We start from the raw sequence: 25,392 nt of genomic DNA, 5'->3' as shown, positions 1-25,392 counted from the left end.
GCGCCCGCGTCCGGCGCAATTGATGCAAAATCCCCTCTTCGATCGTCCGCGCCGCGCCTCGCGCAGCGGACCCGCGCCTGCGCGCTTCCTTCCCCGTCCGGTCCACTGCAATGAACCAATCGCCCCTTCCGATCACCGTGCTGTCGGGATTCACAGGCGCGGGTAAAACCACGCTCGTCGATGCACTGCTGGCCAATACCGAGGCCGTACGCATCGGCGCGATCACGTGCGGCAAGGCCCCGCCGGCCGCCGACCAGGAAACGACCGAGCTTCCCAACGGCGGACTGCTGCTCACCTTGAGTGATCAATCCATGCCCGCGCTGGAAGGCGCCATCACCTGGCTTGCCGAACAGCAGCGTTTCGATGCGATCCTGGTCGAGACCTCGCACGCCGTGGATCCCATGACGATCGCCGAGCACCTCGCATTCGGCGACGACGATGACGCCACGCTCGCCGGCCACGCGACACTGGACACCTTCGTCACGGTGATCGATGCCGCGAGTTTCCTGCGTGACTACATGTCCTCGGACTCGCTGGCCGAACGCGGCCTGCAGACGGGCGAGCAGGATGAAGAAGACCGGACGGTCGTGGAAACGCTGATCGCGCAGATCGAGTTCTGCGACGTGATCGTGATCAACAAGACCGATCTCGTCGATGCCGCAGAAGCGGAGAAGATCACGCGCATCCTCCACGCGCTCAATCCGCGCGCGCTCCAGATCACGACGCAATCCGGCATCGTTGCGCCCGGCGAAATCCTGGACACAGGGCGTTTCGATCTCGATGCAACCGCTAGCGCGCCGGGCTGGCTTGCCATCCTCGACGAAGCACCATCGACGAGCCCGGACGATGAAGTGGCCGCCACTGATGTCGGTCATGTCGTGTATCGGGCGCGTCGGCCGTTTCATCCCGAGCGTTTATGGAACCTGCTGCATCGCGAATGGCCGGGCGTGTTGCGCGCCAAGGGCTTCTTCTGGCTGGCGACGCGCAGTGAGGTTGGCGGTTCGCTGTCGCAGGCGGGCGGCACATGCCGTCATGGGCCGGCGGGCGTGTGGTGGGCAGCGCAGGATCGCAGCGAATGGCCGACCGATGATCCCGAGCTCGAAGCGGAGATCGTCGCGGAATGGGTGGGCGATGCGGACGACAACAGCATTGGCGACCGTCGCCAGGAACTGGTGCTCATCGGCCTGGATCTCGATCCGGCGACCTGGCAGGACACCTTCGACGCGTGTCTCCTCACCGACGATGAATGGGCGCTCGGCGCGGATGGCTGGAAGCATCTGGCCGATCCGTTCCCTGCATGGGACATCGACGACCATGACCACGATGACCATGATCACGGTCCCGACTGCGGTTGCGAGGATCATCGGCATTGACGGGATGACGGCACGCCTTCGAGGCGTGCCATCGCCAGGCCATGTCTGGGCGGCATCGGCGAAAAAAAACCCGCCGAAGGCGGGTCATGTATCACTGGCTACCGCGGGTAGCCGGACAATCGGCAAGAAACTTACCGCTTGTTCACTGCATCCTTGAATGCCTTGCCAGCCGTGAACTTGACCGTCTTTGCGGCCGGAATCTTGATGGACTCGCCAGTCTTCGGGTTGCGGCCGGTGCGCGCTGCGCGCTTTCCCGAACCGAAGCTGCCGAAGCCGATCAACTGCACTGCGTCACCTTTCGAGACAGCCTTCTTGATCACTTCGAGCAACGTGTCCAGCGTTTCGCCGGTTTGAGCCTTGCTGGCGCCGGTCTGGGCGGCTACGGCGTCGATCAATTCCTGTTTGTTCATTAAGGTTCCTTTATCAGTTTAGGTTGACACGAACAGCGCGAACGCGCCGATTATACGTGCGCAAGCCGTGCAGTCGAGTAGGGACGGCCTTCTGACAGGCCCGCCCGACGATTTGACGTTCTCCGGCGCCACTTCACGGACGTTGCTTCACATCGTCGCCTTCACGCCGCCTTTGTAGGCAGCGCTTGGTATGATAGCGCAGCGCAAACCCAATCAGGATAAGGGTTTCAAAGATTTACCCTTATATTTTTCGGGCTTGCGGCGGGGTTTTTCAAGGTGGGACATTGACTTTTAACGCTTGTGGCAAGGGCGAATCCTTCAGAACAAGGTGCCGTTGGTTTTTGCCAACGTTCTAGCCAGCTTCCCCTGCTCCCGCGCTCAGCCTTGCCCACATTGGGTTTGACGGCTGTGACCCAGGTCATGCAGCGCTCTCCCAAGTCTGTTCACCGGGGTCATGGATTCGAATGGCGCTTGGTCCCAGTCTTCGGGAAGGGCGAAGGGTGTCGCAAGTCCAATGCCCGAACGGCTGACCCACCCGCCGCACAGCCTGTCGCGCACTTGAACTCCGTGAACCTGCGGTTCGCCATCGGCCTTTCTTTCATCCCATGACTGAGCCCTCGCTTCTCGCGTCGCACGACCTGCCCGCACGGTGGCGCAACCGGCGCGTCTTCACGATCGTCGATCTGAGCTTCACGCCCGGCGAAGACTTTTTGGCTGCATGGCAGCGCTGGCTTGACGACGAAGCGCGTTGCGAGCGTCTCCATGTCGTCGCCGTTGCATCGCTCGCTGCACTCGATCATCCTCCGGCCAACACGGGCTCGTCCCTTGAAGCCGAACTATTGCGTGCCTGGCCGATGCGCGTACCGGGCCTGCATCGGCTCGAGTTCGCGGCGGGCCGGGTCGTGTTGACGCTCGCGGTGGGCGAGCGCCAGGAGATGCTGTCGAAGCTATGGTTGCGTGCGGATGCCTTGCACGTCGATGTGAACGGTGCGCATGACAGCGATGCGCGCATGCTGTGCAAGTCGCTCGCGCGTCTCGCCGGCGACGATGCGACCGTCTGCATCACCGCGCCCGCCGACACCCATGCAACGTTCGAAGGCGCGCTCGCAGCGGCCGGTTTCACGTGCCATGCGTCGGACGCAAACGATCGCGTCACAGGACGTTTCGCGCCGCGCTGGCGCGTGCGTCGTCATGAACCGCCGCGGCCCGATGGCGACGGCGCGCGCGCAGCCATCGTCGTCGGCGCAGGACTGGCCGGCTGCGCGATGACATCGCGGCTGACCGCGCGCGGCTTCCGTGTGACGCTCATCGACCGCCATGAACAGCCGGCGCGCGATGCATCGGGCAATCCGGCTGGCGTGTTCCATCCGATCGTCTGGCGCGACGACAGCGTCGCCGCGCGCCTCACCCGCGCCGGCTTTCTCTGCGCGTTGCAGCGATGGCTCTCGCTTGAACACGCCGGTCACGCGTTGCATCGAAGCAGCGCCGGCCTGCTCCAGATCGCCGATACGCCCGAAGACGCCGATGCCCTCGCGGCCGCCATCGCGCGCTTCGCGTATCCATCGGAGTATGTGCAGGCGTTGACGCGCAGCGAAGCGTCGCGCATGGCAGGCGTCGATGTCGCGCGCGGCGGCTGGTTCTTCCCGCACGGCGGCGCGATCTCGCCCGCGTCCCTCTGCGCGGCGCAACTGGCCGAGTCTGCTGGGCGAACCGTGACGCGCATGAACACCGAAGTAGCACGCATCGCTCGTGAAGACGGGCTGTGGCGAGCCTTCGATGCCAGCGGCGATGAAATCGCCCGCGCGCCGGCGATGATCCTTGCCAACGCGCGCGATGCCGCGCGTCTGGCCGGTCTTCACGGGCAGCCGACGCGCATCGTGCGCGGCCAGCTCAGCATGCTCGCGTCACACGACTTGAATGCGCTGCGCGTACCGGTGATCGGCGAAGGCTATGCGGTGCCGCTCGGTGCGGGCAGCACGCTCATCGGCGCGACCTACGACATCGACGATCCCGATCCTCAGATGCGCGCCGAAGGCCATGTCGAGAATCTGGAGCGCGTCGCCGGCATGCTGCCTGGCTTGCCATTCACCGCGAACACGGTCCACGGCGGGCGCGTTGCGTTCCGTTGCGTGACCAGCGATCGCATGCCGATGATCGGCCAGCTCGCCGATGAAGCCGCCGCCCGCCGCGACGCGCGGCGCTTGTCCGGCGCCTGGCCGCTCGACCTGCCGCGCATGCCAGGTTTGTATGGCGCGTTCGCGTTCGGCTCGCGCGGGTTGATCTGGGCGGCGCTCGCCGCCGAACTGGTGGCGGCGCAGATCGAAGGCGAGCCCTGGCCCATCGAACGCGACCTCGCGGAGGCCGTCGATCCCGCCCGCTTCCTGCTGCGGGCGTTGCGCCATGGCGAGATCGGCCCCGACGAGTTGTCCCCGCCGGTCTGTGGATAACGCGGCGGATTGCCGGTGAAACACATGTGAACTCGCTGTGCACGTAAACGGGACAACCTGAAGACTACGGTTTACGCACCCAAAGTTGTTCCAGGTTAACCGCCGTGGACGAACATGTTTACGGTGCCCTTGTGCTTCTCCCAATGCGCTGATTGGAAAGACAAAATTCCGGTTATCCACAGTGCGCGGCAGCGCTTGTTAACTACTACTACTTGTATATACAGTAAACCTGTAAACACCTGAAGGCGGAGCCATCGGGCAGCGACCAGACGGACCATTTCACTCTGCCGTTCCATGCAGCCGGTCAGCATTGCCAATCCGCTCCAGGCGCTGGCAGTCGCTTTTACCTCAAAGGAATCATGAGCTTGGACTTTCGGTCAGGGGCATCCAGGTATGGCACAATCGCGCTTCTTCCTGCGTCGCGCCGTGCATGCGGCGAGCGCTTTCAACGGAACGATGACCGCGCGCCAAGAATCTGATCAACGAAGCCGCGTCGTCGTTTTCTGTGTCCGGCCGGCCATCGTTCGATTGCCGCATGTAGGCTCGGTGTTTCACTGAATCGGCACGCGACATGCAGCCTCACGCCGGACACGTCGTCTGACTCGTGCACGGCCAGACCGTGACACCGTGTTCGTTCGTATTTCGTTTCGCCTGAATGAACTGACGTCCGCGCAACGGAGCGGACGCGCCGCCTGCGAGCGTGGCGCCCTCAGGCGATGTCACGTGACGAACGCGCACATTCAGCCAGCAGCAACAGATAGCAGCAACGAAGGAGAAGCCAATACGATGAACTCGGCGTTTTCATTTCTGCCCGCGTGGCCGCTCGAACCCGACGCCATTCTCTGGGCCGGTCTCGCGCTCGTCACCGCGGGCCTGGCCGGTGAACTGCTGTGGCGCGCCTGGCGCCTGCCGCGCATCACCGGCTACGCGGTGATCGGATTGATTGCAGGGAATGCCGGTCTCGGCGTGATCGACTCGAGCGCGGCCGGCCTGTCGCGGCCGCTGCTGGATGTCGCGCTCGGCCTGCTGCTGTTCGAACTCGGCGGCCGCCTCGACCTGCGCTGGATCCGCCGCAATCCGTATCTGATTCTGTCGAGCATCGCCGAATCCACACTGACGTTCGGCCTCGTGCTGATCGCGCTGACCCTGCTCAACGTTCCGACGATGCCCTCGGTCGTCGTCGCCGCCATCGCCATGGCCACCTCGCCCGCGATGGTCATCCAGTTGAAGATGGAGCTGCGTTCGGAAGGTCAGGTCACGCAGCGGCTGCTCACGCTGACCGCGCTCAACAGCATGTATGCGGTGATCGTCGAGAAGCTCGCGGCCGGCGTGCTGCATCAGGAGATCTACGGCAATACGCTCGCGACCATCCTGCAGCCGCTGTATCTGCTGATCGGCTCGCTGGTGCTGGCGTTCCTGCTCGCGCGCGCCTGCAACCTGCTGGTCCGGCGGCTGCCCACCAACGACGAGCATTCGTTCGTCGCACTGTTCGGGCTCGTGCTGCTGGCGATCGCGGTCGCGCACATCTTCAAGCTGTCGACCATCCTTGCGCTGCTCGCGGCCGGCATCATCGTGAAGAACGCCGACGAACGCCCGCAACTCTGGCCGTCGCACTTCGGTTCCGCCGGGTGGCTGCTTACCGTCATCTTGTTCGCGCTCACGCTGACATCGTTCCACTGGCGCGACATCGCCTTGGGCGGCGTGGCGGCGCTGGGGCTGATCGTCGCACGCTTCATCGGCAAGCTCGCCGGCGTGCTGATCTTCGCCAAGCCGAGCGGGCTGAACTGGAAGCAGGGTGCGGCGCTGGGCGTCGCGCTGTCGCCGATGTCCGCGCTCGCGTACCTGCTCGTCGACGACATGTACGTGCTCTATCCTCACTACGATCCCACGCTGCGCGCGATCGTCATGTGCTCCATCGTCGTGCTGCAGATCGTGTCGCCGTTCGTGGTGTACCGCAGCCTGTCGGCGGTTGGCGAGCGGCGCGAATAAGCGCGTCCGCCCCGCTCAAGTATCGATTTTTTCAGAGGCGCCATGGCACTCGAACCCTTCATCAACTCCGAACCCTTTACGTTCGGCGTCGAGCTTGAGATCCAGGTCGTCAATACGCACGACTACGATCTGACCCGCGCGGCGTCGGACCTCATGCGTCTCATCAAGGACGAGAAGATTCCGGGCAACATCACGCCCGAAATCACCGAAAGCATGATCGAGCTGTCGACCGGCATCTGCACGACGCACGAACAGGCCGTCACCGATCTGCGCACGATCCGCGACACGCTCGTCGCGGCGGCGGACCAGCTGAACGTGGGGCTGGCGGGTGGCGGCACGCACGCGTTCCAGCAGTGGAGCGACCGGCAAATCTACGACGCACCGCGCTTCCAGTACATCTCCGAGCTGTACGGCTACCTCGCGAAGCAGTTCACGGTGTTCGGCCAGCATGTGCATATCGGCTGCCCCGATCCGAACAGCGCGCTGTTCCTGCTGCATTCGATGTCGCGCTACATTCCGCATTTCATCGCGCTGTCGGCTTCGTCGCCGTATATCCAGGGCGTCGATACCGGCTTTCATTCGGCACGCCTGAACTCGGTGTTTGCGTTCCCGCTGTCGGGCCGCGCGCCGTTCGTGCTGACCTGGGACAGCTTCGAAGAGTATTTCTCGAAGATGGTGCACACCGGCGTCGTCAACAGCATGAAGGACTTCTACTGGGACATCCGGCCGAAGCCGGGTTTCGGCACGATTGAAGTCCGCGTGATGGACACGCCGCTGTCAGTGGACCGGGCGGCCGCGATCGCGTGCTATATCCAGACGCTGTCGCGCTATCTGCTGCTGGACAAGCCGCTCACGCCTCATGAGGACGACTACCTCGTCTACACCTTCAATCGCTTCGAGGCGTGCCGCTTCGGACTGGAGGGCACCTGCATCCATCCGCAGACGGGTGAACGCAGGACCATCGGCGAGGACATCCTGGCAACGCTCGACGTGCTCGCACCGCACGCCGAAGCGCTCGGTTCGCAAGCGGCACTCGCACAGGTCGCCGACATCGCGCGCGGCATGAACGACGCCACCTGGCTGCGCAGCGTGTTCGACAAGGAGAAATCGCTGCACGAAGCCGTCAGGCAGCAATGCTTGCAGTGGCGGCAATGACGCGACGCGTACCATGCTGCTTGGCATGACGCTGCGCTGGTAATCGGCATTCAATAAAACGGAAAGGCTGCTGCTTGAAACTGCATGCAGCCTTTTTCTTTTGCGCTTTATGAAACAAGGACGTGAGCAGGAATCGGGAATAACTGTCTCATGCCATCGTTTGAAGCAGGTTCAAACTTCCGTTTGCAAGGTTTGCCTCAAAGAAACCGACTACCGCCGCAATGCTTGCACGTCGTGTGCGTGCGTGGACCAGGAAGCCAGGCCATGCCTTCGGTACGGCATGCTCAGGCGCCCGGGCGGGCTCGAGCGGAACTTTCAGTGACGTGAAGGCGACTTACGACTCGTATAGCGTTAATCAAAACGAGTCGTCCATGAGTTGACCAACGAGTTGATCAAAACGGGTTGACCAAAACGGGTTGACCAAAACGGGTTGACCAAAAGTAAGCAAGGCGATTTTCTCGAGTTATCCACAGTCCCGCACGGACAATTAAGGTGTACGTTTGTTCCATGTCGCTTAGAATGGCGACTTTGCCGGCGGGGCGTTATAGTCGGCGAATACGTAGCGCCGCGAAGCAGTACATAAGAGGGCGCATAAACAAGAGGGTAGCAATGTCCCCATTCAGGTGTCGCCGTGAGGCTTGGCACGCCTGAATTTTGAGACGGCGGGGACCGGGAACGAGCGTGTTCCGCAAGGGGTTTCAAGTCGGTTTCTGCGGAAGCGTTTCGGGAACGGTGTTCGTGCTGCTTGCGCGAACATGCCGTCAAAACACATAAGCGGAACAACAAGCGAAAGACTATGAATGAAGGCGTATACGGAGAGCAGGCAACGGGGCGGGTGACCCACGGTCTGCTACGGCTGAGCACGGCGATGCGCAGCCAGGCTTGGGAATGGGCGGAAGGCGCGGGGCTGACGCCGACCCAGGGTGAAATTCTCGTTTTGCTGATGCAGCGCAGGGGGCCGATGCGCCTCGGCGAGATCGCACGCGAAACGGCATTGACGGCCGCCACGACGAGCGATGCGGTGAGCACGCTCGAAGGCAAGGGGCTGGTCGAGAAGCGCCGCGCGCTCGATGACGGCCGGGCGCTGGCAGTTCGCCTGACCGCACGTGGCCGCACGGCCGCGAAGAAGGCGGTGCAATGGCCGGACTTCCTGGCGAAGGCAGTTGGCACGCTGCGCGAGGACGAGCAGGTGGCGTTCTATCGCACGTTGCTGAAGACCATCCGTCAGCTCGAGTCGCTGCAGCAGATGCCGGCGCACCGTATGTGCCTGTCCTGCTCGCACTTCCAGGCCAGCAAGAATCCGAAGAAGGCGCCGCATCATTGCGCGCTGTTGCAGATCGACATGGCGGACACCGATCTGCGTCTTGACTGCTCGGTCTACGAAGAAGCTGATCTCGCGACGCAGAAGAAGAGCTGGAAGGTCTTCGCCCAGCTGGCCTGATACGGGCCCCGGGCGGGGTGATTCATCCGGCGGCAGTAACGCTGTGCGGCCGCGGCGAGTCGGTTAGACTGTGCGCGTCGCGCCTCCCCGCGAGGCGCGGCTCGTCAACCCTTGCCCCGAGCCACGCACAGCCCGATACGGAAGCCGCCGATGAAAGATGAAGTCCTGGCGATTCGCCACGTCTATTTCGAAGATCTGGGCAGCCTCGAACTCGTACTGGGCGATCGCGGTCATCTCGTGCGTTATCTGGATGTCGGACGCGGTCGCATCGATGCGCCCAATCCGCTCGATCCTTCCCTGCTCGTCGTGCTCGGCGGGCCGATCGGCGCCTATGAGGACGCCGCGTATCCCCATCTCGCTCCTTTGCTCGCGATGCTCGACAAGCGCATTGCGGCGGGTTTGCCGACCATCGGCATCTGTCTCGGTTCGCAACTGATTGCCCGGGCGCTCGGTGCACGCGTCTATCCCTCCGGTTCCACCGAACTGGGCTGGTCGCCGCTCACGCTGACCGACGCGGGGCGTGCCTCCGCGCTGCGCCATCTCGAAGCCGAGGGCGCGCCCGTTCCCGTGTTTCACTGGCACGGCGACACCTTCGATCTTCCCGACGGCGCCACGCTGCTCGCATCGACTCCGCAGTGCGCGCATCAGGCCTTCGCGTGGGGCGAACATGTGCTTGCGTTGCAGTGCCATCCCGAAGTCCTGGCCGACCGCTTCGAAAGCTGGCTGGTTGCCTATCCGGGCGATGTCGCGCGCAGCGGCACGACCGTCACTGTGCTGCGCGAGGACACCGCGCAACACGGACCCGCTCTCGAACGTGCCGCGCGCGCGATGTTCGGCGAATGGCTCGACCGTTTCGCCCGCAAGGACACGCCACACGCTTGATTGAGCGTGACGCAAGGATCCGTGGGGCGTCGTGCAGCGTTGAAAACGCGATGCTATTCTCGACCGCACCTTCTCCCTCCGAGCCCACGACATGAGCGCGTTGTTCACACCCGCGACGTTACGCAGCCTGCAGCTTCCCAATCGCATCATGGTTTCGCCGATGTGCCAGTACTCGGCCGAGCGCGGCGAAGCCACGGCGTGGCACATGATCCACCTGGGTCAGCTCGCGCTGTCCGGCGCGGCGATGCTGTTTATCGAAGCCACGGCGGTCGAGCCCGACGGCCGTATCACGCCCGGCGATCTCGGCCTGTGGGACGACGTGACCGAAGCCGCGTTGCGTCCGGTGCTCGCCGCGATCCGCCAGTATTCGACCATCGCCGTGACGATGCAGCTGGCGCATGCGGGCCGCAAGGCGTCGAGTCACGCGCCCTGGGACGGCGGCCAGCTGATCCCGGTTGCGGAGGGCGGCTGGATGACCCATGCGCCGTCGGCGCTTCCGCACAAGCCCGAGGAAACGCCGCCGCTCGCGCTCGACACCGCCGGTCTCATGCGCGTGAAGGAAGCCTTCGCGGCGTCGGCGCGACGCGCGGCGCGGCTCGGCATCGACGGGATCGAGGTGCATTGCGCGCACGGTTATCTGCTGCATCAGTTCCTCTCGCCGCTCGCCAATCAGCGCACCGACGAATACGGCGGCTCGCGCGAAAACCGCATGCGTTATCCGCTTGAAATCTTCGACGCGGTGCGCGCCGCGTTTCCCGCCGACAAGCCGATCGGCGTGCGCGTGTCCGCGACCGATTGGGTCGACGGCGGATGGGGCATCGAGGACACGATTGCATTTGCAGCGGAGTTGCAGAAGCGCGGCGTCGACTGGATCGATGTCTCGTCGGGCGGGGTATCGCCATTGCAGAAGATCCCGCTTGCCACCGGTTATCAGGTGCCGTTCGCGCAGGCCGTGAAGGAAGCGACGGGCGTGAATACCATCGCGGTCGGCCTCATCACCGAGGCGAAGGACGCGGAGAAGATCGTGGCCGCCGGTCAAGCGGACTTCGTCGCGATTGCGCGCGGCATGCTCTACGATCCGCGCTGGCCGTGGCATGCCGCGGCCGAACTTGGCGCGGCCGTCACGGCGCCGCCGCAATACTGGCGCTCGCAGCCGCGCGACCAGAAGAACCTGTTCGGCGAGATCACGATCGGACAACGTTGAAAAGTATCGAGCCTCATCGAGACGGTTGAGCATTCGCGCGCCGGGAGTGTAGGATACCGGTGTGTTGGACACGTGAGCGTTCAACCAAGCTAACGCGGCGCCTCGAAGGCCACCGCGTTTTTTTTATCCCCGATGTTCATCCCGAGCGCGCGGGAGCGAAGCGTCATTCAAGGATTCAGTCGATGAGTTCACGCAGGGTCACCGTTCGCCGCTCCGGCGTGCACGGCAAGGGCGTGTTTGCTGTGAAGCCGATCGCCGCGGGCGAGAAGGTGATGGAATATAAGGGCGAGCACATCTCGTGGAAGGAAGCACTGCGACGCCATCCGCACAATCCCGACGAGCCCAATCACACCTTCTATTTCGCTCTCGACGACGGTCGCGTGATCGACGGCAAGATCGAAGGCAACAGCGCGAAGTACATCAACCATTCGTGCGCGCCGAACTGCGAAGCCGAGGAAATCGAAGGGCGCGTCTTCATTCACGCGCTGCGTGATATCGAGGCGGAAGAAGAGTTGAATTACGACTACGGCCTCGTGATCGACGGCCGCATCACGAAGAAGCTCAAGAAGGAATACGAGTGCCGTTGCGGCGCGAAGAAATGCCGCGGCACCATGCTTGCCGTGAAGAAGGAAAAGAAGAAAAAGTAGCCGGCTTCGGCATGGCGCGAGTCGGGCGCCAATGCTTATGTTCGAGAAAGAGCCACGGTGTTCGAACTGCACCGTGGCTCTTTTTACGCCTGCGCTACGGGCTCTTGCTTGAGCGGAATGCGGATGATGAAGCGCGCGCCGCCTTCCGGCGCATCTTCGTAGTGCACCGAGCCGCCGTGCAGCGCGACGATGTCATGCACGATCGCCAGGCCAAGACCGGCGCCGCCCTCGACGTTCTGGCCATCGCCACGGAAGAAGCGTTTGAAGAGGTCGGCTTGCTGGTCGGACGGCACGCCGGGCCCATTGTCTTCCACCACGACTTCAGCGAAGGCGCGCTGGTTGTCGTCGTGCCATTCGGTCACCGTCAGCGTGATGCGCGCGCCCTCTGCGCGAAACGGCGGAATGTACTTGAGGGCGTTGTCGATCAGATTCGCAATCACCTCGCGCGACAGCACGATGTTGCCGCGCACGATCAGCGCATGCTCGTTCTCGGGATCGTCGAGGCGCTGGAAGCCGAGATCGACGTTCGATGCCAGCGCACGCGGTACCCATTCCGCGCCGGTTTCGAAGGCGAGCGCGGCGAAATCGAAATCGGTGAAGCGCGCGGCCTGCTCGCCCGGTTCCGCCCGCGCCAGCGAAAGCAATTGATTCGACAGCCGCACCGCCCGGTCAGCCGATGCGCGCAGTTCCTTGACCGCTTCCACCGCCTTGGCGGGATCGCGCGAACTGAGCGCCTGTTCCGCGTGCAGCTTCACCGCCGTCAGCGGCGTGCGCAACTGATGCGCGGCATCGGCGATGAACTTGCGTTGCGCATCGAGTGCCGTTTGCAGGCGCACGAGCAACGCGTTCATCGCGCTGGTGAGCGGACGGATCTCGCCCGGCACGTAGGTTTCGTCGACGGGCTCGAGCGAGATGTGAGTCTGCTGGTTGAGCGCGTCGGCGAGGTCGGTCAGCGGGTTCAATTGCTGGTTCACAACACGCCACACGATCACCCAGCCGGCGAGCAGCAGCAGCGCGAGCGGCATCATGATCGCGATCAGGAATTCCACCGCAATGCGATAGCGCGATCCCACGCGCTGCGCCACTTCCACGACGATCGGATTGCCGGTCGGCTGCGGCACGCGCACTTGCGCCGCGCGCACGCTCACGCCCTGGAAGTGCGTTTCGAAGACATACGCATAATGAATGCGCCGGACGTTGCTGCCCGTGAGCGGCAAGTCGCGCTCGCCGGCGATTTCCTCGTCGCCGGTACTGATGCGGTAGATGAGCTGCTCGACCGGATCGGAGAACATGGCCTGCGCGAGCGGCGGCACGGTGACGGGCGCATCGACGCCCGCGAGCTGGATCTGCTTGGAGATGGCGGTGGCCAGATCCGCGAGGGAGCGGTCCACCACGTGCTGCGTGTATTGCCAGGCGAGCCAGTACGCCATCAGACCGCTCATCAGCGCGAGCAGGGACAGCGGCGCGGCGAGGCGGCGCAGCAACGTGCGCCGCAGGCTCGGCGGCGTCGGGGTCTCGGGGGCTTTCGATCGCGCCAGATCGAGCCAGTCTTCGCGGGCGAAACGCTGGTCGCCCGCGCGCCGGGTGGGAAATCGCAAGGCAGTCTGCTTCGCGGCAGCCGACGCGGCCGTCAGGCTGCCTGACGGATTTCCTGGAGCAGATAGCCGAAGCCGCGCACCGTCACGATCTCGACGCGGGTGTTCTCCAGCTTCTTGCGCACGCGATGCACGTAGACTTCGATGGCCGTATCGCCGAGATCGCCGCCGAAGTGCGTCAGGTGATCCTGCAACTGCGCCTTGCTGACGACGCGGCCATGGCGCAGCAACAGCATTTCGAGCACGGCGAATTCGCGCGGCGACAGTTCGAGCGGACGCTCGTCGTTGAAGATGCGGCGATCGACGCCCGACAGGCGCAGGCCGCCCAGCGAGACTTCGGGACGCGGCACGTCGCCGTGCGGACCGCTGCGGCGCATTACGGCGCGGATGCGCGCCTCGAGTTCCTGCGGCTCGAAGGGCTTCAGCATGTAGTCGTCGGCGCCGCTGTTGAGGCCTTGCACGCGGTCATGCAGTTCGTCGCGCGCGGTGAGGATGATGACCGGCGTGTGGCGGTTGCTCTGGCGGAAACGCGCGAGCAGCGTCATGCCGTCGATACCGGGCAGGCCCAGGTCGAGAATGACGAGTTCGTGGCGGTTTTGCGCGAGGGCTTGTTCGGCGAAGATGCCGTCGTGGACCATGTCGACCGTGAAGCCGGATTGTTCGAGGCTGCTTTGGATGCCGCGCGCGATGGGGCGGTCGTCTTCGATCAGAAGGATTCGCATGGAGTCGCTCAAGTACAATGGGTTGAGCTCAGGCCGGCGGGGGCGATCGATGGCATGTTCTGGCATGCATGACGCGGCGGCAGGCTCGAGCCGGTTAAAACTCACATCTCATGCGGCGTTGCGCGACCTTACTTTGAGCCGCGAGCGGCCGTACATCGAATGTCTTTCTGCCCGGACATGGCTCTCATCCCGATCAACGAACTCGAAGCCGCGATCAACTACTGGCGCGGTCGCTCGCCGTCGAGCGGCGATGAACTCGCTCTCTGCAAGGAGGCAAGCGCTCTGTCCAGGCCTTATGCGCTGCTGATTGTACAGCGTCGGTCAAGTCTGCCTTCCGAACAGCTGGACGAAGACGCCCGCGCCGCGTGGGAAGCTTACGTGCGCTTCAACAATGGCATGCGCGACTGAAAGCTTGGACGCCGCTTCGCTTTCGGATTTCTTCATTTAAGCTTCCAGCGGCCAAAAAATCGAGCGTTTTGCCGCATTGTTCCGCCTTTCGATGCTGTCATGGTTCGTAACATGCACGTTACCTTGTTTTCACTGTAAGGGTCGGATTCGTGTGCATGAAACGGCCCTCCGCCGCAAGGGTTAAGAGAGCCGTGCCGCGTTAATGCGATAAAGTCGCATTCGCTCTCGCTTACGCGCACATTCGCCTCATGCTCGATCTCGACCACTTCGACCTCGCCCTGCTGGACGTCCTGCAACGCTTTGGACGGGCCACGCATCAACAACTGGGCGAACAGGTGCCGCTGTCGCCGTCGCAGATCGGACGGCGTTTGCAGAGACTGGAAGCGGTGGGGGTGATCGAGGGCTATCGGGTGATGCTGCGGCCCGAGAAACTCGGGCTCGGCGTGACGGCCTTCACGAGCCTGAAGCTCAAGCATCATGGCGATTCGGTGATCGAGGAATTCCAGCAGCAGATCGACCTGCTGCCCGAAGTGCTCGAATGCCATGCCACGGTCGGCGATGCTGATTACCTGCTGCGCATCGTCGCGCCGGACCTGAACGCGCTGTCAGGTTTCGTGATGAAGAAGCTGATGCGGGTACCGGGCGTGGACAGCGTGCGCTCGAACATCGTGTTGACGACGTTCAAGCGCAATGGTCCGTTACCGCTGGCTCATCTGGCCGCCGACGCTTCCTGAACTGGATCCTGAGCTGGATTCAGCAGATCCACATAAGCGAGCGGCACCAGATCCGCTTCGCCTACGCCGAGCTGCGCGAACATCGCGTGCGCTTCCTCCTCGCCGCCGGCTTCGTCGTCGTCCTGGCCCAGCAGCACTTCCAGCTCGATGAAATCGCCAAGGCCATCCACGCGGTCCAGGTGAATCCGCGTGCGCCCGACGAGATACACGTGGCGCTCCTTCGAAACGATGCCGCGCGTCGTCAGCGCCTGGGCCAGCAGGGCGTGCATGGCTTCGGGATTCGTCACCGGGCTGCGTGAGTAGTACGACACCTTCGGACCGTCACGGTCGTCGCGCTGATAGAAGATGAGTTCCGATGGCGTGCCGTCGTCGAACTGGCGCAGCTTGAGACGTCCGGTGGGTACGTCGTAGAAGAAGTCCTGCTGGCGAAACACAAGCGGCGCGTCGGTGGCGAGCGCGGCCGCGCGCTCGCGCAATTGCTCGAACTGATGCGCGCGCGCCTTGATTTCGATGTTGCGTGCCATGAAGACTCCTCGAACACAAATGGATGGATAAGCGAAGGCTCAGCCTAGCAAAGATTCGATGAAGACCGCTTGAAACCTTGGGCAAGTTTCGCGCATGCACTCCGGCCTGGTCGTCACACGGCCCACTGCGCGTCGATCAGCCGCAGCGCCGCCGCGATGGCCGGTTCTTCGCAACGCTCGGCGAGCACGATGAACGACAACTGTGTCGGCACGGAGACGCCTTCGACGATGGTCAATGCGTGCGCATGCGCCTCGCCGAGCGCGATCGAGTCGCGCACCAGCGACAGCCCGATGCCCGATTTGACGAGATCGAGCATCGATGGCTCCTGGTCCACTTCGGCGACTACCGTCGGCATCGCGCCCGCTTCGCGGAACAGGCGCGACAGCAGGCGGTTGTGCGCGGATTCGGCCGGCGTCCAGATCCACGGCAGCTTCGCGAGCGCGGCCCAGCTGCGCTTGCCCTTGTTCACGCGGTTGTGCCAGCCCGCCGGCGCCAGCACGCGATACACGAAAGGCGTGAGCCGCACGACGTGGAAGCGGTCGCTGTCGCGTGTGCCGTCGCTGGCCGGATCGCCGATGTAATAGCCGACGTCGAAATCGCGCGCGCGCACGCGTTCCAGCACCCAGCCCGACATGCCATGCCGCAGCGAGGTCTCGATGCGCGGATGCGTCTCGACCAGCTGACGCAGGAAGCCGCCCAGGCGCAGGAACTCGGGATCCAGGATCGAACCGATACGCAGGGTGCCGCTGACTTCGTGACGCAACGCGGCGGCGGCGCGGCGTACGTCGGCGGCGGCGGCGAGCGCGCGCTCGGCATGCGGCAGCAGCGCTTCGCCGTCGCGCGTCAGCAGCAGGCCATGCGACGTGCGCGAGAACAGCACGACGCCGAGCATCTCCTGCAAGTTCTTGATTTGCAGGCTGACGGCTGGCTGCGTGACATGCAGGTGCGCCGCAGCGCGCGTCAGGTTGCCTTCGCGAGCGACGGTGAGAAAGGCGCGCAGCAGGGTGTAGTCCATCCGCTGATATTAACGCTTCTTATATCGCAGTTGAACATATCTGATTGGATTCGAACCCGCGACCGGCAGTACGCTCATAGTCAGCCGCATTGCGCAACGAAACAACGAAACAACGAAAGACGATAACGGAGACAGCAATGAAACAGGACGCACGCAGGCTCGAAGGCGAATTCGACTACATCATCGTAGGCGCGGGCACGGCCGGATGCGTGCTGGCGAATCGCCTCACGGAAGATCCGGACGTCAAGGTGCTGCTGCTCGAAGCCGGCGGCAAGGACGATTACCACTGGATCCACATCCCGGTCGGTTATCTGTATTGCATCGGCAATCCGCGCACGGACTGGCTCTACAAAACCCAGGCCGAAGCCGGACTCAACGGACGTGCGCTGTCGTATCCGCGCGGTCGCGTGCTCGGCGGCTGCTCGTCGATCAACGGCATGATCTACATGCGCGGCCAGCGCGAGGACTATGACGATTGGGCGCACATCAGCGGCGATCCGAACTGGTCATGGGACTCGGTCCTGCCGGTCTTCATGCGCAGCGAGGATCATCATGGCGGCGCGAATCAATGGCATGGATCGGGCGGTGAATGGCGCGTCGAGAAACAGCGTCTCAAGTGGAAGATTCTCGAAACCTTCTCGCAAGCCGCGCAGCAAACCGGCATTCCCGGCACGGAGGATTTCAATCGCGGAGACAACACGGGCGTCGGCTACTTCGATGTGAACCAGCGCGGCGGCATCCGCTGGAACGCGGCCAAGGCCTTCCTGCGCGAAGCCATGAAGCGTCCCAATCTCACGACGATCACCGGCGCGCATACGCAACGGCTCGTGTTCGAAGGCGCGCGCTGCGTCGGCGTCGAGTATCGTGGCGGCGATGTCGATTACCTTGCGCGTGCGCGCTGCGAGGTCGTGCTGAGCGCAGGCGCCGTGAACTCGCCGCAGATTCTCGAACTGTCGGGCATCGGCAATGGCGCGCGTCTGCAACGGCTCGGCATCGACGTGGTGAAGGACCTGCGCGGCGTCGGTGAAAACCTGCAGGATCATCTGCAATTGCGCATGGCCTACAAGGTCACCGGCGTGCGTACGCTCAACACCTTGTCGGCTCACTGGTGGGGCAAGCTGTTCATCGGCATGCAGTATGCGTTCATGCGTAGCGGCCCCATGTCGATGGCGCCCTCGCAGCTCGGCGCGTTTGCCAAGTCCAATCCCGACGATGCGTCCATCAGGCGTCCCGACCTCGAATATCACGTTCAGCCGCTGTCGCTCGAACGTTTCGGCGAGCCGCTGCATGCGTTCAACGCGTTCACGGCCTCAGTGTGCAATCTGCGGCCGACCTCGCGCGGCAGCGTGCATATCGAGTCGCCGGATGCGCATGCGGCGCCGTTGATCGCGCCGAATTATCTGTCGACGGATCGTGACCGCGAAGTCGCCGCCAACGCCTTGCGGCTCACGCGGCGCATCGCCGCCGCGCCCGCGCTCGCGCCCTATGCGCCGCAGGAGATTCTGCCGGGCATCCAGTTCCAGACACAGGAAGAACTGATCGAAGCGGCGGGGCAGGTCGGAACCACGATCTTCCATCCGGTCGGCACGTGCCGCATGGGCACCGACAACGATCCCGCCGCGGTCGTGGACAGCCGCCTGCGCGTGATCGGCGTGCGCGGCCTGCGGGTGGTCGATGCCTCCGTCATGCCCACCATCACCTCGGGCAATACGAACTCGCCGACGCTGATGATCGCCGAGCGTGCGAGCGAGATGATTCGCGAGGACCGTCGCGGTCTCGCCACCGAGGAAGCGATCGCCACCGCCCTCGCATGATGATGCGAACAACGCACTTCACATGTTGAGATGACAGCGGCATGGCGCACGGATGACATCGCACGCGATGCATCCGGCGCGCTCGCGCACGTCGAAATAAAGAACCCTTCGCATGCCCTCGAAGCGTGCACGCAGCGCGGTTTCCAAGCCATTCGTTAGTTAGTGCAAATCCCAATGATTGCGCTGCATCATTGGCGCGACAATGGCCCCGGATCAAGTGATGCTCGAGAACACTCGTGCGCACTTTGTGCGGACGCAACAGCGCTGTACGAAGCGAAGCAGTACCGGAATGGAGACACCGTCCGGTGCGCGCGGATCAGAAAAACAAGGCGCAGACCCACCCGCTGTCTAGCGCTTCACTTCGCATGGAAGGGGACATGATTCTCGGCGACACCATTCTGGAAACGCGAGGGCTCACCAAGGAGTTCAAAGGCTTCACGGCCGTGAATGACGTGAACCTGCGCGTGCGCCGGGGTTCGATCCACGCGCTGATCGGACCGAACGGCGCGGGCAAGACCACCTGCTTTAACCTCCTCACGAAGTTTCTCGATCCCACTGCGGGTCAGATCGTTTTCAACGGCGTCGACATCACGCGTGAGCGTCCCGCGCATATCGCACGGCGCGGCGTCATTCGTTCGTTCCAGATCTCGGCGGTGTTTCCGCATCTCTCGGTGCTGCAGAACGTGCGCATCGGCTTGCAGCGGCAGCTGGGCACGTCGTTTCATTTCTGGCGCAGCGAACGCTCGCTCGACCAGCTCAATGACCGCGCCATGGACTTGCTCACCCAAGTCGGCCTCACCGATTTCGCCGACACGAAGACCGTCGAGCTGTCCTATGGCCGCAAGCGCGCACTGGAGATCGCCACCACGCTGTCGATGGAGCCGGAACTCATGCTGCTCGACGAACCGACCCAGGGCATGGGCCACGAAGACGTCGACCGCGTGACCGCGCTGATCAAGAAGGTGTCGGCGGGCCGCACCATCCTGATGGTCGAGCACAACATGAACGTGATCGCGGGCATCTCCGACACCATCACCGTGCTGAAGCAGGGTGAAGTGCTCGCCGAAGGCAGCTACGCGGAAGTATCGAAGAATCCGCTCGTGATGGAAGCCTACATGGGCAGCGCCGATGCGGCGCTCACCGGAGCGCATGCATGAGTACGATCGTGGAGGAACGCCGCTCGCTGAACGCGAACGGCGGGGCCAGCAACGTGCCGGCGCTGGAAATCTCGGGCCTGCAGGCGTGGTACGGCGAGTCGCACATCCTGCACGGCGTGGACCTCAAGGTGAACCGCGGCGAAGTGGTCACGCTGCTCGGCCGCAATGGCGCAGGCCGCACCACCACGTTCCGGGCCATCATGGGTTTGACGGGGCGGCGCACGGGTTCGATCCGCGTGAGCGGACACGAAACCATCGGCCTGCCTACCCACAAGATCGCGCATTACGGGGTCGGCTATTGTCCGGAGGAGCGCGGCATATTTTCGAGTTTGTCCTGCGAAGAGAACCTGCTGTTGCCGCCGCTGATCGGCGACCCGAAGGACGCGATGTCGCTCGACGAACTCTATTCGATGTTCCCCAACCTGAAGGAACGCCGCGCTAGCCAGGGCACGCGTCTTTCGGGCGGCGAACAGCAGATGCTGGCCGTCGCGCGCATCCTGCGCACCGGCGCGAACCTGCTGCTGCTCGATGAAATCTCGGAAGGCCTCGCGCCGGTCATCGTGCAGACACTCGCGCGCATGATCCTGATGCTCAAGTCGCGCGGCTACACCATCGTCATGGTCGAACAGAATTTTCGTTTCGCGGCGCCGCTCGCGGACCGCTTCTACGTGATGGAGCACGGCAATATCGTCGAGCATTTCGGCGCGGGGGAACTCGAAGCGAAGATGCCGGTGCTGCACGAACTGCTCGGCGTGTGATCGAGCGCCGGCGTGCCGCGCCGAAATGGAAAGGGCAACACCAGTAACACCGCATCAAATCAAAAACTCATGGAGACTGGAATGAAAAAGAAGACCCTCGCGCGCCTCTCTACGTTGTGCTTTGCGGCTGCGGCGGCGAGTGTGGCGGTGATGAGCAGCAGTGCCTACGCCGCCGACAGCAACACCGTGAAGATCGGCTTCGTCACCGACATGTCGGGCCTCTATGCGGACATCGACGGACAGGGCGGCCTCGAAGCGATCCGCATGGCGATTGCGGACTTCGGCGGCAAGGTGAACGGCAAGCCGATCGAACTGGTGTATGCGGACCATCAGAACAAGGCGGATATCGCGGCATCGCGCGTGCGTGAATGGATCGACCGCGACGGCGTGAACGCGATCATCGGCGGCACGAATTCGGCGACGGCGCTCTCCAGCGCACAGGTCACGGCCGAGAAGAAGATTCCGTACATCAACATCGGCGCGGGCGCGGACAACCTGACCAACGAGCAATGCTCGCCCTACACGGTTCACTACGCCTACGACACGATGGCGCTCGCCAAAGGCACCGGTTCCGCGGTGACCAAGCAGGGCGGCAAGACGTGGTACTTCCTGACGGCCGACTACGCGTTCGGCAAGGCACTCGAGAAGAACACCGCGGACGTGGTGAAGGCGAACGGCGGCCAGGTGCTGGGCGAAGTGCGTCATCCGCTGTCGGCGTCGGACTTCTCGTCGTTCCTGTTGCAGGCGCAGGGTTCTAAGGCGCAGGTGCTCGGCCTCGCGAACGCGGGCGGCGACACGGTCAATGCGATCAAGGCGGCGAAGGAATTCGGCGTCACGAAGTCGATGAAGATCGCCGCGCTGCTGATCTTCCTCTCCGACATCCATTCGCTGGGCCTCGAAACCACGCAGGGTCTGGTGGCGACGGACAGCTGGTACTGGAACAAGGACGACAAGACACGCGCCTGGGCCAAGCGCTATTTCGACAAGATGAAGAAGATGCCGGGCAGCCTGCAGGCGGCGGACTATTCGGCGACCACGAGCTATCTGAAGGCCGTGCAGGCGGCGGGCACGACCGACAGCGACAAGGTCATGGAACAGCTCAAGAAGATGAAGATCGACGACTTCTACGCGAAGGGTTACGTTCGCGAAGACGGCGCGATGATCCACGACATGTACCTGATGGAAGTGAAGAAGCCGTCGGAATCGAAGGAACCGTGGGATTACTACAAGATCACCGCCACGATTCCGGGCGACCAGGCATTCGGCACGAAGGCGGAGTCGCGCTGCAAGCTCTGGAAGTAAGCATTCGGCAGTGATTCAGCGCGTTCGCGCGGCGGGCGTCCGGTGAGGACTTCCGCCGCCGCAACCGCGTCAACACGTTTCTGACGGCAGGTTCAATGGAAATTTTTGGCATTCCACTCGCCGCAATGCTGAGCCAGCTCCTGCTCGGGCTGGTGAACGGCTCGTTCTACGCGATCCTGAGCCTGGGTCTCGCGGTGATCTTCGGCTTGCTCAACGTCATCAACTTCGCGCACGGCGCGCTGTTCATGCTGGGCGCGATGCTGGCGTGGATGGGCTACTCGTATTTCAACATCCCCTACTGGGCGATGCTCGTGCTCGCGCCGCTCGTCGTCGGACTGTTCGGCATGGTCATCGAGCGCTCGATGCTGCGCTGGCTCTACAAGCTCGACCATCTCTACGGGCTGTTGCTCACCTTCGGGCTGACGCTCGTGGTCGAGGGCGTGTTCCGCTCCATCTATGGCTCGTCGGGCCAGCCTTACGACGTGCCGTCGCTGTTGTCCGGCGCGACCAACCTCGGCTTCATGTTCCTGCCGAACTATCGCGCGTGGGTCGTGGTGGCGTCGCTGGCGGTGTGCTTCGCGACCTGGTTCGTGATCGAGAAGACGCGCCTGGGCGCCTATCTGCGCGCGGGCACGGAAAACCCGAAGCTGGTCGAGGCGTTCGGCGTCAACGTGCCGCTGATGATCACGCTGACCTACGGCTTCGGCGTGGCGCTCGCAGCCTTCGCCGGGGTGCTGGCCGCGCCGGTGATCCAGGTGTCGCCGCTGATGGGCCAGTCAATGATCATCACCGTGTTCGCGGTGGTCGTGATCGGCGGCATGGGGTCGATCATGGGCTCGATCCTCACTGGCCTGCTGCTCGGCGTGATCGAGGGCCTGACGCGTGTGTTCTATCCGGAAGCGTCCGCGACGGTCGTCTTCGTCATCATGGCGATCGTGTTGATGATTCGCCCGGCAGGACTCTTCGGCAAGGAAAAATGATGCAGAGAAAAGCGCTCTACGGCCTGTTGCTGATCGGCCTGATCGTGGCGCCGTTCGTCGGTGTGTATCCGCTCTTCATGATGAAGGTGCTGTGTTTCGCGCTGTTCGCGGCGGCCTTCAACCTGCTGATCGGCTATACCGGTTTGCTCTCGTTCGGCCACGCGATGTTTCTCGCGACCGCCGGTTACGTCGCCGGTTATGCAATCCAGACCATCGGCCTGACGCCCGAGCTCGGCGTGATCGCGGGCACGGCGGCGGCCACATTGCTCGGGCTCGTCGCCGGCCTGCTGGCGATCCGCCGCCAGGGCATCTACTTCGCGATGGTCACGCTCGCGCTCGCGCAGATGGTGTACTTCGTGTTCCTGCAAGCGCCGTTCACGCACGGCGAAGACGGCTTGCAGGGCGTGCCGCGCGGCAAGCTGTTCAACATGATCGACCTCGGCAGCGACATCACGCTCTACTACGTCGTGCTCGTCGTGATGCTGCTCGCATTCGCGCTGATCGTGCGCATCGTGCATTCGCCGTTTGGCGAGGTGCTGATCGCGATCAAGGAGAACGAGCCGCGCGCGGTGTCGCTCGGCTACGATACGGCGCGCTACAAGCTGCTGGCATTCGTGCTCTCGGCGGGGCTCGCGGGGCTGGCGGGCGCCACCAAGACGCTCGTGCTCGGCTTCGAGACGCTCGGCGACGCCTACTGGACCATGTCCGGCCTGGTCGTGCTGATGACGCTCGTCGGCGGCATGAGCACGATGTTCGGGCCGCTGCTCGGCGCCGCGATCATCGTCGCGCTGGAGGACCGGCTCGGCGACATCGGCGGCGGTCTTGCACGGCTCACCGGCATGACATGGTTCAACTCGCTCGGCGAGTCCGTGACGATCGTCACTGGCGTCATCTTCATTGCGTGCGTGCTGGCGTTCCGGCGCGGCATTGTCGGGGAAATCGTCGCGCGAGTCCGTCCGCTGCAAGGCTGAAACCCGCAGATTCGCGGTTTGACGCATGCGTTGTGTTGCAAGAAATACGCCCCTTTGAGGTGCTTGCATGCACCACTAGGGTAAATGCTAGGTTGTCGCGCACTGTTGCGTTCTTTAACATTCGGTCTAGTTCTGTTGCACCCAGATTTTTGAGGTGGAGAACGAGGAGACATGAGGCACTAAGTGCCCGACCGAAAAGCGCTGTTGGATGAGTCCAACAGCGCTTTTTTTATTGCCCGTCGATTATGTGATTAAATTCGCCGGGCGATTTTTAAACGGGGTTTTCCCTGAGGCTTCCCGGCTTGCGCGAGATGCTTGCGCAAGGCCTTGAAAAACAATGCGAAAAGCCGCACGGGAGAGCCTTCAAAACGCTTGCTGCGCAGCGCATGCCTCGCTAAACTGCATTTCCCGACCCGCTGGTCGGTAATTCGCGGCGAGCGCAATTCAAAGGCATTTTCGCGAGCAGTTCATCACGAAGAAACACGAATGACGGGGCGCATATCAATGAAGTTGGCTTCACGCATCAACGCGGTCGCAATGGCCGTTGTCGGGTTATCGGCGGTATTCAGCAATCAGGTTTGGGCGGACGTGAAAGTGGGCGTGACGGTCTCCGCGACCGGTCCGGCCGCATCGCTCGGCATTCCGGAAAAGAACACCATCGCCTTGCTGCCGAAGGAAGTCGCCGGCCAGAAGATGCAGTACATCGTGCTCGATGACGCCACGGACTCCACCCAGGCCGTCAAGAACGCGCGCAAGCTGACGAGCGAAGATCATGTCGATGCATTGGTCGGCTCGACCGTGGTGCCCAATTCGCTCGCGATGATCGACATCGCCGCTGAAACGCAAACGCCGATGATCTCGATGGCCGCCGCCGCGAGCATCGTCGAGCCGATGGATGCCAAGAAGGCGTGGGTCTTCAAGACGCCGCAGAACGACATTCTGATGGCGACCGCCATCGCACAGCACATGTCGAATCATGGCGTGAAGACGGTGGCGTTCATCGGCTTCAGCGACGCCTATGGCGAAAGCTGGTTCAAGGAATTCTCGAAGGCCGCCGACCTCGCGAAGATCAAGGTCGTCGCGAACGAGCGCTTCGCACGCAACGATGCATCGGTCACGGGCCAGGTGCTCAAGATGATGTCGCAGAATCCGGATGCGGTGCTGATCGCCGGCGCCGGCACGCCGGCCGCGCTGCCGCAGAAGACCCTCAAGGAGCGCGGCTACAAGGGCAAGCTCTATCAGACGCACGGCGTCGCGAACAACGACTTCCTGCGCGTGTGCGGCAAGGATTGCGAAGGCACGTTCCTGCCGGCGGGTCCGCTGCTGGTCGCGGAGCAATTGTCGGACAGCAATCCGGTGAAGCAGGCCGCGCTGACCTACAAGAAGGCCTATGAAGGCGCGTATGGCGCGGGTTCGGTGTCGACCTTCGGCGGTCATGCATGGGACGCCGGGCTCATTCTCCAGCACGCCATTCCGCTCGCGCTGAAGAAGGGTCAGCCGGGCACGCCGGCATTCCGTGAAGCGCTGCGCGCGGCGATCGAAGAGACGAAGAATCTGCCTGCCTCGCACGGCATCTTCAACATGAGCGCGAACGATCACTCCGGACTCGACCAACGCGCCCGCGTGATGGTGGAGATCATCGGCGGCAAGTGGAAGCTCTCGGGCAACTGACGGAATCGTATGTGAACTGATTCGGAAACCAAGGCGCGTCGAAGCAGAACGCGCCTTTTTTTCTGTGTGGTGCAGTGGGCAGGACGCGGCGAAAAGAAGAGGGCGCACAGCCTCGCAGAATGCTCACGGGCAGTCTGGCAACACGCCGCGCAACGGTCAGGGAAAACCAGCCTTGGCATGCAGTATGGCGGT

At 63.2% G+C, this 25,392-nt stretch carries 22 protein-coding genes; 17 read left to right on the top strand and 5 right to left on the bottom strand.

What is annotated here, in order from left to right; translation table 11 throughout:
* Positions 1 to 110: 110 nt before the first annotated feature.
* A complete protein-coding gene (locus tag QCE88_RS01030; protein ID WP_309898409.1) occupies positions 111 to 1,373 on the top strand; it encodes a GTP-binding protein in 1,263 nt (420 codons plus the stop codon).
* Positions 1,374 to 1,504: 131 nt separating this feature from the next.
* Here QCE88_RS01030 and QCE88_RS01025 read toward each other — a convergent pair whose 3' ends face one another.
* Complete coding sequence (locus QCE88_RS01025; RefSeq protein ID WP_008352404.1) at positions 1,505 to 1,783, bottom strand: HU family DNA-binding protein; 279 nt, start codon at positions 1,781 to 1,783, stop codon at positions 1,505 to 1,507.
* A gap of 605 nt (positions 1,784 to 2,388) precedes the next feature.
* Here QCE88_RS01025 and mnmC point away from each other — a divergent pair.
* The 7 genes from mnmC (at position 2,389) to QCE88_RS00990 (ending at position 11,548) form a co-directional block, all read left to right on the top strand.
* Positions 2,389 to 4,230, top strand: a complete 1,842-nt coding sequence (gene mnmC / locus QCE88_RS01020) for a bifunctional tRNA (5-methylaminomethyl-2-thiouridine)(34)-methyltransferase MnmD/FAD-dependent 5-carboxymethylaminomethyl-2-thiouridine(34) oxidoreductase MnmC (protein WP_309898407.1) — start codon at positions 2,389 to 2,391, stop codon at positions 4,228 to 4,230.
* 786 nt (positions 4,231 to 5,016) lie between these two features.
* Positions 5,017 to 6,219 (top strand): cation:proton antiporter, encoded by a 1,203-nt coding sequence (locus QCE88_RS01015; RefSeq protein WP_309898405.1) that lies wholly within the window; start codon positions 5,017 to 5,019, stop codon positions 6,217 to 6,219.
* A 42-nt stretch (positions 6,220 to 6,261) separates the two neighbouring features.
* Positions 6,262 to 7,374: a YbdK family carboxylate-amine ligase gene (locus tag QCE88_RS01010; protein WP_309810973.1), complete on the top strand. Its 1,113-nt coding sequence runs from the start codon at positions 6,262 to 6,264 to the stop codon at positions 7,372 to 7,374.
* A 796-nt stretch (positions 7,375 to 8,170) separates the two neighbouring features.
* Positions 8,171 to 8,815: a MarR family winged helix-turn-helix transcriptional regulator gene (locus tag QCE88_RS01005; RefSeq protein WP_309903304.1), complete on the top strand. Its 645-nt coding sequence runs from the start codon at positions 8,171 to 8,173 to the stop codon at positions 8,813 to 8,815.
* A gap of 150 nt (positions 8,816 to 8,965) precedes the next feature.
* A complete protein-coding gene (locus QCE88_RS01000) occupies positions 8,966 to 9,697 on the top strand; it encodes a glutamine amidotransferase (protein WP_309898403.1) in 732 nt (243 codons plus the stop codon).
* Between the two features lie 91 nt (positions 9,698 to 9,788).
* Positions 9,789 to 10,901 carry an NADH:flavin oxidoreductase/NADH oxidase gene (locus QCE88_RS00995; RefSeq protein ID WP_309898401.1) on the top strand — a complete coding sequence of 371 codons (1,113 nt, stop codon included), beginning with the start codon at positions 9,789 to 9,791 and terminating at the stop codon, positions 10,899 to 10,901.
* Positions 10,902 to 11,083: 182 nt separating this feature from the next.
* Positions 11,084 to 11,548 (top strand): SET domain-containing protein-lysine N-methyltransferase, encoded by a 465-nt coding sequence (locus QCE88_RS00990; RefSeq protein WP_309898399.1) that lies wholly within the window; start codon positions 11,084 to 11,086, stop codon positions 11,546 to 11,548.
* Between the two features lie 83 nt (positions 11,549 to 11,631).
* On the opposite strand, the gene QCE88_RS00985 is transcribed toward QCE88_RS00990, so the two are convergent.
* On the bottom strand, positions 11,632 to 13,086 hold the full coding sequence (locus tag QCE88_RS00985; RefSeq protein ID WP_309903302.1) for a sensor histidine kinase N-terminal domain-containing protein: 1,455 nt from the start codon (positions 13,084 to 13,086) through the stop codon (positions 11,632 to 11,634).
* A gap of 92 nt (positions 13,087 to 13,178) precedes the next feature.
* Positions 13,179 to 13,865, bottom strand: a complete 687-nt coding sequence (locus tag QCE88_RS00980) for a response regulator transcription factor (RefSeq protein ID WP_309810954.1) — start codon at positions 13,863 to 13,865, stop codon at positions 13,179 to 13,181.
* Positions 13,866 to 14,042: 177 nt separating this feature from the next.
* Between QCE88_RS00980 and QCE88_RS00975 the strand changes: the two genes are divergently transcribed.
* Both QCE88_RS00975 and QCE88_RS00970 read left to right on the top strand, forming a co-directional pair.
* Complete coding sequence (locus QCE88_RS00975) at positions 14,043 to 14,273, top strand: DUF3717 domain-containing protein (RefSeq protein ID WP_309898397.1); 231 nt, start codon at positions 14,043 to 14,045, stop codon at positions 14,271 to 14,273.
* 248 nt (positions 14,274 to 14,521) lie between these two features.
* The gene (locus QCE88_RS00970; protein ID WP_309829674.1) at positions 14,522 to 15,007 is read left to right on the top strand and encodes an Lrp/AsnC family transcriptional regulator; all 486 of its coding nucleotides are present in this window, start codon (positions 14,522 to 14,524) and stop codon (positions 15,005 to 15,007) included.
* Here the strand turns inward: QCE88_RS00970 and QCE88_RS00965 are convergent.
* Entirely contained in the window at positions 14,983 to 15,531 is a 549-nt protein-coding gene (locus tag QCE88_RS00965) for a class IV adenylate cyclase (RefSeq protein ID WP_309898395.1), read from the bottom strand. The genes QCE88_RS00970 and QCE88_RS00965 overlap by 25 nt on opposite strands.
* Before the next feature lie 113 nt (positions 15,532 to 15,644).
* Entirely contained in the window at positions 15,645 to 16,547 is a 903-nt protein-coding gene (locus QCE88_RS00960; RefSeq protein ID WP_309898393.1) for a LysR family transcriptional regulator, read from the bottom strand.
* 137 nt (positions 16,548 to 16,684) lie between these two features.
* Between QCE88_RS00960 and QCE88_RS00955 the strand changes: the two genes are divergently transcribed.
* The 7 genes from QCE88_RS00955 (at position 16,685) to QCE88_RS00925 (ending at position 25,200) form a co-directional block, all read left to right on the top strand.
* On the top strand, positions 16,685 to 18,361 hold the full coding sequence (locus tag QCE88_RS00955) for a GMC family oxidoreductase N-terminal domain-containing protein (RefSeq protein ID WP_309898391.1): 1,677 nt from the start codon (positions 16,685 to 16,687) through the stop codon (positions 18,359 to 18,361).
* A 377-nt stretch (positions 18,362 to 18,738) separates the two neighbouring features.
* Positions 18,739 to 19,518, top strand: coding sequence for an ABC transporter ATP-binding protein (locus tag QCE88_RS00950; RefSeq protein ID WP_309810943.1), 780 nt, complete (start codon positions 18,739 to 18,741; stop codon positions 19,516 to 19,518).
* Positions 19,515 to 20,276 (top strand): ABC transporter ATP-binding protein, encoded by a 762-nt coding sequence (locus tag QCE88_RS00945; protein ID WP_309898389.1) that lies wholly within the window; start codon positions 19,515 to 19,517, stop codon positions 20,274 to 20,276. The genes QCE88_RS00950 and QCE88_RS00945 overlap by 4 nt, the downstream gene beginning before the upstream one ends.
* Positions 20,277 to 20,357: 81 nt before the next feature.
* A complete protein-coding gene (locus QCE88_RS00940) occupies positions 20,358 to 21,578 on the top strand; it encodes an ABC transporter substrate-binding protein (RefSeq protein WP_309898387.1) in 1,221 nt (406 codons plus the stop codon).
* Positions 21,579 to 21,673: 95 nt separating this feature from the next.
* The gene (locus tag QCE88_RS00935) at positions 21,674 to 22,558 is read left to right on the top strand and encodes a branched-chain amino acid ABC transporter permease (RefSeq protein ID WP_309898385.1); all 885 of its coding nucleotides are present in this window, start codon (positions 21,674 to 21,676) and stop codon (positions 22,556 to 22,558) included.
* The gene (locus QCE88_RS00930) at positions 22,558 to 23,529 is read left to right on the top strand and encodes a branched-chain amino acid ABC transporter permease (RefSeq protein ID WP_309903299.1); all 972 of its coding nucleotides are present in this window, start codon (positions 22,558 to 22,560) and stop codon (positions 23,527 to 23,529) included. Before QCE88_RS00935 ends, QCE88_RS00930 begins: the two co-directional genes overlap by 1 nt.
* A 504-nt stretch (positions 23,530 to 24,033) precedes the next feature.
* Positions 24,034 to 25,200, top strand: a complete 1,167-nt coding sequence (locus tag QCE88_RS00925) for an ABC transporter substrate-binding protein (protein ID WP_409017994.1) — start codon at positions 24,034 to 24,036, stop codon at positions 25,198 to 25,200.
* Positions 25,201 to 25,392: the final 192 nt, after the last annotated feature.

Origin of the sequence: Caballeronia sp. LZ035 (assembly GCF_031451175.1) — a bacterium.
In the GTDB taxonomy this organism is placed as follows: Bacteria; Pseudomonadota; Gammaproteobacteria; order Burkholderiales; family Burkholderiaceae; genus Caballeronia.
Note: the sequence above shows the minus strand (reverse complement) of the source record. Positions and strands in the feature narration are given on the sequence as shown.

Bases quoted from the DNA above. Each gene is read 5' to 3' on its own strand.
- QCE88_RS01030 (WP_309898409.1), top strand. From the start codon at position 111: ATGAACCAATCGCCCCTTCCGATCACCGTGCTGTCGGGATTCACAGGC.
- QCE88_RS01025 (WP_008352404.1), bottom strand. From the start codon at position 1,783: ATGAACAAACAGGAATTGATCGACGCCGTAGCCGCCCAGACCGGCGCC.
- mnmC (WP_309898407.1), top strand. From the start codon at position 2,389: ATGACTGAGCCCTCGCTTCTCGCGTCGCACGACCTGCCCGCACGGTGG.
- QCE88_RS01015 (WP_309898405.1), top strand. From the start codon at position 5,017: ATGAACTCGGCGTTTTCATTTCTGCCCGCGTGGCCGCTCGAACCCGAC.
- QCE88_RS01010 (WP_309810973.1), top strand. From the start codon at position 6,262: ATGGCACTCGAACCCTTCATCAACTCCGAACCCTTTACGTTCGGCGTC.
- QCE88_RS01005 (WP_309903304.1), top strand. From the start codon at position 8,171: ATGAATGAAGGCGTATACGGAGAGCAGGCAACGGGGCGGGTGACCCAC.
- QCE88_RS01000 (WP_309898403.1), top strand. From the start codon at position 8,966: ATGAAAGATGAAGTCCTGGCGATTCGCCACGTCTATTTCGAAGATCTG.
- QCE88_RS00995 (WP_309898401.1), top strand. From the start codon at position 9,789: ATGAGCGCGTTGTTCACACCCGCGACGTTACGCAGCCTGCAGCTTCCC.
- QCE88_RS00990 (WP_309898399.1), top strand. From the start codon at position 11,084: ATGAGTTCACGCAGGGTCACCGTTCGCCGCTCCGGCGTGCACGGCAAG.
- QCE88_RS00980 (WP_309810954.1), bottom strand. From the start codon at position 13,865: ATGCGAATCCTTCTGATCGAAGACGACCGCCCCATCGCGCGCGGCATC.
- QCE88_RS00975 (WP_309898397.1), top strand. From the start codon at position 14,043: ATGGCTCTCATCCCGATCAACGAACTCGAAGCCGCGATCAACTACTGG.
- QCE88_RS00970 (WP_309829674.1), top strand. From the start codon at position 14,522: ATGCTCGATCTCGACCACTTCGACCTCGCCCTGCTGGACGTCCTGCAA.
- QCE88_RS00965 (WP_309898395.1), bottom strand. From the start codon at position 15,531: ATGGCACGCAACATCGAAATCAAGGCGCGCGCGCATCAGTTCGAGCAA.
- QCE88_RS00960 (WP_309898393.1), bottom strand. From the start codon at position 16,547: ATGGACTACACCCTGCTGCGCGCCTTTCTCACCGTCGCTCGCGAAGGC.
- QCE88_RS00955 (WP_309898391.1), top strand. From the start codon at position 16,685: ATGAAACAGGACGCACGCAGGCTCGAAGGCGAATTCGACTACATCATC.
- QCE88_RS00950 (WP_309810943.1), top strand. From the start codon at position 18,739: ATGATTCTCGGCGACACCATTCTGGAAACGCGAGGGCTCACCAAGGAG.
- QCE88_RS00945 (WP_309898389.1), top strand. From the start codon at position 19,515: ATGAGTACGATCGTGGAGGAACGCCGCTCGCTGAACGCGAACGGCGGG.
- QCE88_RS00940 (WP_309898387.1), top strand. From the start codon at position 20,358: ATGAAAAAGAAGACCCTCGCGCGCCTCTCTACGTTGTGCTTTGCGGCT.
- QCE88_RS00935 (WP_309898385.1), top strand. From the start codon at position 21,674: ATGGAAATTTTTGGCATTCCACTCGCCGCAATGCTGAGCCAGCTCCTG.
- QCE88_RS00930 (WP_309903299.1), top strand. From the start codon at position 22,558: ATGCAGAGAAAAGCGCTCTACGGCCTGTTGCTGATCGGCCTGATCGTG.
- QCE88_RS00925 (WP_409017994.1), top strand. From the start codon at position 24,034: ATGAAGTTGGCTTCACGCATCAACGCGGTCGCAATGGCCGTTGTCGGG.